At 75.8% G+C, this 9,744-nt stretch carries 9 protein-coding genes; 3 read left to right on the top strand and 6 right to left on the bottom strand.

Annotated features, from left to right (window positions below; genetic code table 11):
* Positions 1 to 73: 73 nt before the first annotated feature.
* On the bottom strand, positions 74 to 1,363 hold the full coding sequence (locus AWH51_RS14665; protein ID WP_063072798.1) for a hypothetical protein: 1,290 nt from the start codon (positions 1,361 to 1,363) through the stop codon (positions 74 to 76).
* A gap of 137 nt (positions 1,364 to 1,500) precedes the next feature.
* Between AWH51_RS14665 and AWH51_RS14660 the strand changes: the two genes are divergently transcribed.
* Complete coding sequence (locus AWH51_RS14660) at positions 1,501 to 2,649, top strand: DNA-methyltransferase (RefSeq protein WP_254654600.1); 1,149 nt, start codon at positions 1,501 to 1,503, stop codon at positions 2,647 to 2,649.
* Positions 2,650 to 2,664: 15 nt separating this feature from the next.
* Here the strand turns inward: AWH51_RS14660 and AWH51_RS14655 are convergent, their stop codons facing one another.
* Together AWH51_RS14655 and AWH51_RS14650 are read right to left on the bottom strand one after the other, a co-directional pair.
* On the bottom strand, positions 2,665 to 4,839 hold the full coding sequence (locus tag AWH51_RS14655; protein ID WP_063072797.1) for a RecQ family ATP-dependent DNA helicase: 2,175 nt from the start codon (positions 4,837 to 4,839) through the stop codon (positions 2,665 to 2,667).
* An 87-nt stretch (positions 4,840 to 4,926) separates the two neighbouring features.
* Positions 4,927 to 5,346 (bottom strand): PLD nuclease N-terminal domain-containing protein, encoded by a 420-nt coding sequence (locus AWH51_RS14650; protein ID WP_063072796.1) that lies wholly within the window; start codon positions 5,344 to 5,346, stop codon positions 4,927 to 4,929.
* Positions 5,347 to 5,530: 184 nt separating this feature from the next.
* Between AWH51_RS14650 and AWH51_RS14645 the strand changes: the two genes are divergently transcribed.
* Positions 5,531 to 5,701 carry a CsbD family protein gene (locus tag AWH51_RS14645; RefSeq protein ID WP_063072795.1) on the top strand — a complete coding sequence of 57 codons (171 nt, stop codon included), beginning with the start codon at positions 5,531 to 5,533 and terminating at the stop codon, positions 5,699 to 5,701.
* A 74-nt stretch (positions 5,702 to 5,775) separates the two neighbouring features.
* Here the strand turns inward: AWH51_RS14645 and AWH51_RS14640 are convergent, their stop codons facing one another.
* A complete protein-coding gene (locus tag AWH51_RS14640) occupies positions 5,776 to 6,681 on the bottom strand; it encodes a metallophosphoesterase (protein WP_063072794.1) in 906 nt (301 codons plus the stop codon).
* Between the two features lie 129 nt (positions 6,682 to 6,810).
* Here AWH51_RS14640 and AWH51_RS14635 point away from each other — a divergent pair, with 129 nt between their 5' ends.
* Positions 6,811 to 7,608, top strand: coding sequence for an HAD-IIA family hydrolase (locus AWH51_RS14635; RefSeq protein WP_063072793.1), 798 nt, complete (start codon positions 6,811 to 6,813; stop codon positions 7,606 to 7,608).
* Here the strand turns inward: AWH51_RS14635 and AWH51_RS14630 are convergent.
* Together AWH51_RS14630 and AWH51_RS14625 are read right to left on the bottom strand one after the other, a co-directional pair.
* On the bottom strand, positions 7,530 to 8,894 hold the full coding sequence (locus AWH51_RS14630) for an MFS transporter (protein WP_254654599.1): 1,365 nt from the start codon (positions 8,892 to 8,894) through the stop codon (positions 7,530 to 7,532). The two genes, AWH51_RS14635 and AWH51_RS14630, sit on opposite strands and share 79 nt — an antisense overlap.
* A gap of 184 nt (positions 8,895 to 9,078) precedes the next feature.
* The coding region (locus tag AWH51_RS14625; protein ID WP_175345536.1) for a septum formation family protein at positions 9,079 to 9,744 on the bottom strand (666 nt) is incomplete at its 5' end.

Here is a 9,744-nt window from a genome sequence, read left to right as displayed (position 1 = left end):
GGGGATCACGTCCGCAGCCTACGAGCCGCCGCGGGACGCGGACGCTCCGAGCCGGGCCGCGGGTCCCCGCCGGCTAGCGCGCCCGGAAGTAGTACGCATCCGCGGTCAGTCCCGGCGCCGTCGCCCAGAGGCCCTCCCCCGCGCCGTCGATCGGGATCTCGACGACCACGTTCCCGCTCGCCGTGCCCTGGGGGTCGAGCGGCTCCTCGTTGTCGGTGAAGGCCGGGGCCGGCGCGAGCGCGGAGGCGTCGGCGGCCGAGTACTGCGATCCGTCGGGCGCCAGGTACCCCAGGGCGAGCTCCGACAGCGGGTCGCCCTCGTCCGAGCCGAGGTACGTGACCGTGACGGGCACGACCGCGTACTGCATGCCCTCCGCGGGCTCCGGGTTGGACGGGTCCGCCGCGAGCACCGCGGCCGTCGCGTCGAGGACCGGCTGCCCGAGCGTGACCGACCACTCGGGCCCGTCGGCGCCCCCGCCCGTGACGGGCATGCCGATCGGCAGCGGATCCTCGGGGCTCGTCCCCCGGGCGCCCGCCGCGTCGCCGCCGGGGTCTGTGCCGGTGCCGGGGTCGGTGCCGTCGCCGGAGGTGGATCCGGGGCCAGGGGAGACGCGGGTGCCGTCCGAGGACTCGACCGCGTCCGAGACGGCGGTCACGAAAGCGAGCGTGTAGACGATCGCGAGGACGATGCCGAGCACGAACGCCACGACGCCGAGGATCAGGCCGGTCAGCGCAAGCGGCCTGCCGTCCATGCGCCGCACCAGCGAGATGATCCCGAGGGTGATCGCCGCGAGGGCCGGCACGAACGCCACGTAGTTGAGGAACGGGATGAGGGCGGCGATGACCGCCGCGATGCCCACGACGAGCGCGGCGATCGCGAGGCCCGTGCCGCCGCGCGGACGGGACGGCGGACCGCCCGGGTAGGGCGGGGTGCCGGCGGGCGGGGTGGAAGCGGGGGCGGGGGCGGATGGGGCGTAGTCGGTGGGCGGGGCGTACGCGGCGGCGGCGTAGCCGGAGGGCGGGGCGTAGCCGGAGGGCGGCGCGTGGCCGGCGGGCGGGGCGTAGCCGGAGGGCGACGCGTGGCCGGAGGGCGACGCGTGGCCGGAGGGCGACGCGTGGCCGGAGGGCGGCGCGTAGCCGGCGGGCGGGGGGCTCACCGGATCCGCCGCGGGTCCGTCCGCCCCGTCCGACGGGTCGGCGTCGTCAGGGACCCGGCCCGCCGCCGCATCCGACGTCGCCGGCTCGTCGACGCCGTCCGCCCCCGCGAGCCGCTCCGCGGCGTCCCCGTCCCCCGCGGGCTCGTGCCCCTGCTCATCCTCCGGGCGGGATCCGGGGGTGCGGTCGGCGTCGCGGTCATCGTCCATGAGTCGTTCCTAGCGGAGCCGGTGCCCCGGGCGGCAGGGCTGCGGAGCAAGCGCCCCGAAAGGGGGGCGCGCCGCGATGGCTCCGGCGATCCGCGGCCGTCACGGTCCCCGCGAGGCGGTCCGTTAACCTCGGGGGCGTGCCCCTGCCCGCGTGGACCCCCGACGGCCCCGATCTCGTGATCCACGCGGAGAACCTCGAGGCGGTCCGCGCGCTCCCCGACGGCGCCTTCCAGCTCATCTACCTGGATCCGCCGTTCAACACCGGCCGCACGCAGGAGCGGCAGAACCTCACGGTGACGCGGAGCCCGGATCCGGACCCCGACGAGGCCGCCGTCCCGGCCGCGGCCCCCGCCGACGCGACCCCCGGCGCGGCGCCGCCGGCGGCCCCCTCCCCCGAGGCGCGTCCCACCCTCGCCACCGCGAGCGTCGCGACCCCCGAGCCGGTCCGCCCGCCCGGTGCGCGCCTCGGTTTCCACGGACGCAGCTACGACAGCGTCAAGGGCATGCTCTACGGCTTCGACGACTCCTTCGCCGACTACTGGGACTTCCTCGAGCCGCGGCTGATCGAGGCGTGGCGCCTCCTGCACCCCACGGGGACGCTGTACCTGCACCTCGACTACCGCGAGGTCCACTACGCGAAGGTCGTGCTCGACGCGCTGTTCGGCCGGCGCTCGTTCCTCAACGAGATCGTGTGGGCGTACGACTACGGCGCGAAGTCCCGGCGGCGCTGGCCGGCCAAGCACGACACGATCCTCGTCTACGTGAAGGACCCGGTCCGCTACCGCTTCGACTCCGAGGGCGTGGACCGCGAGCCCTACATGGCGCCCGGCCTCGTGACGCCGGAGAAGCGCGAGCGCGGCAAGCTCCCGACGGACGTCTGGTGGCACACGATCGTCTCCCCCACCGGCCGCGAGAAGACCGGCTACGCGACCCAGAAGCCGCTCGGCGTGCTGCGCCGCATCGTGCAGGCGTCGAGCCGGCCGGGCGACTGGGTGCTCGACTTCTTCGCCGGATCCGGCACCACGGGCGCCGCCGCCCGCGAGCTCGGCCGCCGGTTCGTGCTCGTGGACGAGAACCCCCAGGCCATCGACGTGATGCGCGCCCGGCTCGAGGGCGCCGGCACGGTCTTCGTCGCGCCGGATGCGGGTCCGGTCGCCCGGAAGGCGAAGGCCCCGGACGCAGCCCCGGCGAAAGCGAAGCCGACGGCCACCGCGACGCCGACGCCGCCGCCGCGTCCCTCGGCGCCGAAGCCGGCTCCGCCGCGCACGTCCCCCGCCGCCGACTGATCGCGGGGCCCCGCGCTACCCCTGCTGCGCCAGCGCGAACGGCAGCACGCGCGTGGCGCCGGCCTTCCGCAGCAGCCGCCCGGCGACCGTGAGGGTCCACCGGGTGTCGACCAGGTCGTCGACGAGGAGCACGGGACGCGGATCCGCCGCGAGGTCGTCCGCGAGGTGCGCCGGCACCTGGAACCGCGGATGCACCCGGCCGAGCCGGTAGACGCTGTTGCCGCGCGCGGCGCCGGGGGCACCCGGATCCACCAGGTCGAGCGACCCGAGGAACGGCAGCCGGCCCACCTCGGCGATGCGCTGGGCGAGGCTCCCGACGAGCTGCGGTCGGCTCGCCGACGGCACGTGCACGACGGCGCGCGGACGCTCGGCCCAGCCCCACTCGGCGAGCACGCGGACGCAGGCCGCGACGAGCGCGTCGTCGACGGGCGCGTCGTCCGCGCCCGCGGCGAAGACCGTGCGGAGCCGCCCGCCCCAGCCGAGGTCGGTGAGGCGCGCGAGGGCGCGGCCCTCGTCGACCTGCTCGCCCGCCGCGATGGCGCCGCTGAGCGGCACGCCGACGCTCGACGCGCCCGTGGGCCAGCGAAGCCGCGGCTCGACGGGCAGCCCGACGCGGTCGAGCGCCTGCGACGCGGTGGCCGACGCCTGCTGATCCAGCGACGCCGGGTACCACGCGCCCGCGCACCGGTCGCAGCGCCCGCACGGCGCCGCGGTGTCGTCGTCGAGCTGGCGCTGGAGGAACTCCATGCGGCAGCCGAGGGTGGTCTCGTAGTCGAGCATGGCCTGCTGCTCCCGCACGCGCGCCGCCGCGACCTGCTCGTACCGGGCGCGGTCGTAGACCCACGGGACGCCCGTGGCGGACCAGCCCGACGTGTCCCGACGCACGGCGCCGTCGACGTCGAGCACCTTGAGGAGGAGGTCGAGCCGGCTGCGCGAGAGCGACACCCGCGACTCGAGCGCCGGCACCGACAGCGGACGGTCGCTCTCGCCGAGCGCCTGGATGACGGACGCGGCCTGCTGCTCGTCCGGCATGGACGCCGTGGCGAAGTACTGCCAGATGTCCGGATCCTCGCGGCCGGGCAGGAGCAGCACGTCGGCGTCGGCGGACCCGCGGCCCGCGCGGCCGACCTGCTGGTAGTAGGAGACGGGCGACGACGGCGCCCCGAGGTGCACGACGAACCCGAGGTCGGGCTTGTCGAAGCCCATGCCGAGCGCGCTGGTGGCGACGAGCGCCTTGACCTCGTTGCGCTGGAGCTCGCCCTCCGCCTGCTCGCGGTCGGCCGGATCGTCGCGCCCCGTGTACGCCTTCACCGCGTGCCCGGCGTCGCGCAGCAGCCGCGCCGTGTCCTGCGCCGCGGACACCGTGAGCGCGTAGATGATGCCGCTGCCGGGCAGCTCGTCGAGGTGGCTGAGCAGCCAGCCGAGCCGGTCGCGGCTGTTCTCGAGCCGCAGCACGCCGAGGCGGAGCGAGCGCCGCGCGAGCGGCCCGCGGATGGTGACCACGGGCACGCGCTCGGTCTCGACGGCGCCGCCGCCGGTGGATCCGACGCTCAGCTGCTCCTCCACGTCGGCCACCACGCGCGAGTTCGCCGTGGCGGTGGTGGCGAGCACGGGCACGCGCTCGTCGACGGAGGAGATGAGGTCGCGCAGGCGCCGGTAGTCGGGCCGGAAGTCGTGGCCCCAGTCGGAGATGCAGTGCGCCTCGTCGACCACCAGGAGGCCGAGCCGGGCACGGAGGGCCGGGAGCTGCTCGTCGCGGAAGCGCGGGTTGTTGAGGCGCTCGGGCGAGACGAGCAGGAGGTCGACCTCGTCGGCGTCGAGCGCGCGCAGCAGGTCGTCCCACTCGTGGGCGTTGCTGGAGTTCATGGCGACCGCGCGGACCCCGGCCCGACGGGCGGCGGCGACCTGGTCGCGCATGAGCGCGAGGAGCGGTGAGACGAGGAGCGTGGGCCCGAGGCCCTGCTGGCGGAGGAGCAGGGTCGCGACGAAGTAGACCGCCGACTTGCCCCATCCGGTGCGCTGCACGACGAGGGCGCGGGACCGGTCCTGCACGAGCGCCTCGATGGCCTCGAACTGGCCGTCGTGGAAGTCGGCGCCCGCGACGCCGACCAGCCGGGACAGGTGCTCCCGGGCGGCGGACCGGAGGTCGGAGAGCGCGGCGGAGGAGGACGGCGTGGCGGTGTCGGGCATGGGGCCATGCTCCCATCCGCCCCCGACCGGGCCCTCCCCGGCGACCCCGCGGAGGGAGAGCGCGCCGGCGCGCGACCTGGGGAGGGACTACCGCTCGGGCGAGGACCCGGGCTCGATGGCGCGCGACGGCCGGGCGGGACCCTGGGCCCGCGCGGCCTGCACCGCCTGCTCGGCCTGGAGCTGCCGCAGCCGCGCGATCCGGGCGTAGTGCCGCTCCTCCTCCTCGAGGTCGGCGAGCTGCTGCTCCGTGCTGCGCACGCGCAGGTCGACCGCCATGGCCGCGCGCTCGTAGGCGGCGCTCCGGTCCGGCGGTCCGACGGGCTCGCGCCGGGCGTCCCAGTCGTGGCCGACGCAGAACCACACGATGCTGCCGATGAGCGGCAGGAAGACGATGAGCAGGATCCAGACGAGCTTCGGCAGGTGCTTCACCTGGTCGTCCGGTCGCGTGATGAGGTCGACGAGCGCGCACACGGCGACGAGGAGGGGGAGCAGCCCGAAGAGGATCACGGTCAGGCAGCCTAGGTGCGGAGCCGTGCCCGACGGAAGGGCCTTGCACGATCGCGACGGAGGGCCCCGCACCCCCGCGATTCGCTCAGTGGACACGGACCGCGCATCTGCCAGCCATCCAGGAGCCGCCGGTCCTACATTGCAGTCGAGGGCCGCATCCGGTGGCCTCAGTGAGGAGGAGATCATGGGTCTCGACGACAAGATCAAGAACGCTGCTCAGGACATCGCGGGCAAGGCCAAGGAGGCGCTCGGCGACCACAAGGGCGACGACAGCCTCAAGGCCGAGGGCCAGAAGGACCAGGCCGCCGCGTCCGCGAAGAAGGCGGGCGAGGACGTCAAGGACGTCTTCAAGTAGACCCTCACCGGTCTCGGACGGAGGCGGCGATCCCCACGGGATCGCCGCCTCCGTCATGTGCGGGACGGGACGCCTCAGGCCCGCGCCGGCGCTCCCGCCGCCTCGGCGATCCGCTGCACCAGCTCCGCGTCGAGCACCGCGACCTCCTCGCCGTCGTCCGCCGCGTGCGCGCGCACCACGACGGAGACGACGCCGCCCGCCGGGTCGACGTCGACCACGAGGAAGCCGGATCCGCGCACGATGCGCTCCGTGCCCGGCGTGGCCGCCACGTCCGTCTCGTTCGCGACGCCCGGCGCGACGAGCACCGGCACGCCCGCGAGCGAACCCACGATGTGGTGGTGGTAGTGCCCCGAGAGGATCACCCGCACGTCGCTCCCCCGCACGATCTCCGCGAGCCGGCCCGGGTCCTGCAGCGCGAGCGACTCGTGCAGCGTCGTGGGCGCGGGCACCGGCGGGTGGTGGAGCACGAGGACCGTGCCGCGCTCGGACGGCGTGGCGAGCAGCTCGCGGAGCGCGTCGAGCTGCTGCTCGCGGAGGGCGCCGTAGCCCTTGCCGGGCACCGAGGTGTCGAGGGTCGCGATGCGCCAGCCGTCGACGATCGTCACGCCGTCGACGGGCGGGACGGCGGCGGGATCGCGCCCGTCGTCGGTGCCCGGGCTGCCATGTCCGTCGCCGAGCACGAGGCGGAAGGCCGAGCGCACGTCGTGGTTGCCGGGCGAGAGGACGACGGCGGCGCCGCGCGACGCGGCCCACGGATCCAGCCGCTCGCGCAGGAGCGCGTACGACTCCGGGGTGCCGTCCTCCGAGAGGTCGCCGGAGCCGACGAGGAGCCGCACGTCGGGCACGCGGTCGGCCGCGGCGAGCACGCGGTCGAGCGCGGCGGCCGTGTCGACGACGCCCTGATGGAGGCCGCCGTCGCGGAGGAGGTGGGTGTCGCTGAGGTGGACGAGGCGCAGGGATCCGGTGGGCAGTGCGTGCATGCCACGACCCTACGAGGGCGGGCCGACACCGCGGCGCACGGCGGGCGGACATCCGGTGACGGCGTCCCGCGGGCCCGGCCGGCGCGCATGCCCCGGCGGTAGCCTCGTCCCACGACGAGAGGGAACCCCATGGCGACGCGCGACGAGATGGACTGCTGGCTCACCGACATGGACGGCGTGCTCGTGCACGAGAACCAGGCCCTGCCCGGCGCGGCGGCCCTCATCCAGCAGTGGCAGGACCAGGGCAAGCCCTTCCTCGTGCTGACGAACAACAGCATCTTCACGCCGCGCGACCTCTCCGCCCGGCTCCGCGCGTCGGGCCTGCACGTGCCCGAGTCGGCGATCTGGACCTCGGCCCTCGCGACGGCTGCGTTCCTCGAGCAGCAGATGCCCGGCGGATCCGCGTTCGTCATCGGCGAGGCCGGGCTCACGACGGCGCTGCACGAGGCGGGCTTCATCATGACCGACACGCAGCCCGACTTCGTGGTCATCGGCGAGACGCGCAACTACTCGTTCGAGGCGATCACGCGGGCGATCCGCCTCATCAACGGCGGCGCGCGCTACATCGCGACGAACCCCGACGCGACCGGCCCGAGCGCCGAGGGCGTGCTGCCCGCGACGGGCGCGGTGCTCGCGCTCATCTCGAAGGCCACGGGCAAGGAGCCGTACATCGTCGGCAAGCCGAACCCGATGATGTTCCGCTCGGCGCTCAACAAGATCGGCGCGCACTCCGAGAGCACCGGGATGATCGGCGACCGGATGGACACCGACATCATCGCGGGCATCGAGGCGGGGCTCCACACCGTGCTCGTGCTCACGGGCATCAGCGACCGGGCCGAGATCGAGCGCTACCCGTTCCGGCCCGACGAGGTGCTGTCGGGCGTCACGGAGCTGCTCGATCCGGAGCCGGTCGAGTCCGAGCTCTGATGCGCCGTCGCTGATCCGCCCGGCCGCGCCCCCTCCCCGGCACCCCGCGAGGCGAGCAGCGCCCGGATGCCGCGGGAGCGCAGCATCGCGAGCCCCACGAGCACCTCGCCGAGGCCGCCCGCGATCACGACCACCCGCAGCGCCGTCTCCTGCCCGAGCGGGTGCAGCGCGACCGTGAGCGCGCCGCCGAGGAGCACGGCGGGCGGGTAGAGGCCCTGGCCGAGGAGCTTCTTCGCGCCGAGGATCGCGCCCTGCCGGGCGGGCGGCGTGCGCTCCTGCCAGACGGCGGTGAGCGGCGCGCCCTGCACCTGGAGCGCGACGTTGCGGATGACGGCCGCGGCGATCCACACCCCGAGGAGCGCGGTCGACGCCAGTCCGACGCGACCGACGAGTCCCAGCACCACGGCCGCGCCCGCGATGGCGGCGAGCCGCGGGATCCGGTCGCCCCGGGCGGCCACGAGCGCGGCGCCGACGAGGAGCCCGGCGGATCCGGCGACGCTGAAGGCCGCGAGGCTCGCGCCGGAGCCGATGCCGCGCGCCCCGAGGAGCAGCACGTACGCGGTCGTGGCGGAGGCGGCGATCCCGTTGGCGAGGTTGAGCGCGCCGAAGCCGAGCTGGAGGCGGCGGAGGCCGGGGTGCCGGAGGATCCACGCGATGCCGTCGCGCGCGCCGCGGAACGGGTTCGCGACCCGGCGGTCCGGGGGCGCGTCCCAGCGCACCACGAGCAGCGCGGCGACGCAGCCGAGCGAGGTCACGGCGTCGACGAGGAACACGGCCGACGGGGCCACGGTCGCGGAGAGCGCGGCCCCGAGGACCGGTGCGAGCAGCGTCGGCCCGTCCTGGAGCAGCGACGTGACGCCGTTGATCCGGGTGAGGTCGGCCTCCTGCCGCATCCGCCGCACGCTCGCCGTGAGGGTCAGCGCGAGGGTCGACGACGCGAGCGCCGAGAGGAGCGTGAGCGGGTAGACGACGGCGAGCAGCCGGCCGGGACCCGCCGCCGAGACCGCCGCCATGCCCACGGAGGCGGCCGCGAGCACCGCGTTGCTCGCGAGGGCCGCGCGCCGATGGCCGACCCGGTCGGCGGCCCAGCCGGTGAGCGGCGCGCAGTAGATGGAGGCGACCGTGGCGACGACCGTGAGCGCCGACAGGGCCAGCGCGCTGCCGGTCTCGGCGAACACCTGGAGCGTGAGCGCGAACGACGCCGCGCTCGCTCCGAGGGAGGAGACCGCCTGCGCGCCCCAGAGGAGGAGGAACGCGCGGCTGCCGGGTCGCACGGGAGACGCCATCCGATCCCCCGCCCGCCGCTCGTCCGTGCGGCGGCCTGCGCGCACGGGGTGTCGAGGATAGGGCGGGGCGCGGATCCGGCGGCGTCACCATCCCCACGCGCGACGAGCGCGCGGCAGGCGGCAGGCGGCAGGCGCACCCGAGGCGCACCGCAGGCGGCAGGCGCGCGGCAGCCGGCCCGACCGGCTAGGGGATGACGGGCGGCTGCGGGACGCCGATGCTGCCGGCGAAGGTGCCGCCGCCGGCGCGCGAGACGAAGCAGTAGGCGTCGCGGTCGCCGGCCGTCCACTCCTCCTGCGTGATGGGGTACGCCGACTGGTACTGCACGTCCGCGTAGGCGCGGGCCGCGCGGTAGTCGATCACGGTGTCGGCGATGCAGAGCCCGTCGGCGGAGTCCCGCACGGCGTCCTCGCCGGGGAACGCGTCGCCGGTCTGGGGCAGCGCGACGCGGGCGACCATCTGCGCGTGGTGCTCGGATCCGCAGTCCACGACCGTGAACTCCTCCTCCCACGGCGTCGTGTACGGCTCGAGGCACTCGCCGCCGAGCAGCGCGTCCCAGGCCCGCACGCCGGCGGCGGCCGGGCCCTGCACGGGATCCGTCGGGGTCGGGGTCGGCGACGGCGTCGGGGTCTCCTCGGCGGCGGCCGTCGCGGTCGCCACGGGGGCGGCGTCGGAGGACGCGGCGGATCCCAGCCGCTGGCCCAGGAGGAAGAGGACGACGAGGAGGAGCACCAGCAGGATCGCGCCGCCGACCCAGAGGGCCGTGCGACGGGGGCCGCGGGGTCCGGTCGCGCCCCGGGGCGGGGACGCGGGCGACGCGGCGCGTGAGTCGTCGCGGACGGGCGCGCGGGG

The organism is Clavibacter tessellarius (genome assembly GCF_001618005.1).
GTDB lineage: Bacteria > Actinomycetota > Actinomycetes > Actinomycetales > Microbacteriaceae > Clavibacter > Clavibacter tessellarius_A.
The sequence above is the reverse complement of the archived record's forward strand: the minus strand, read 5'-3'. Positions and strand labels throughout refer to the sequence as shown.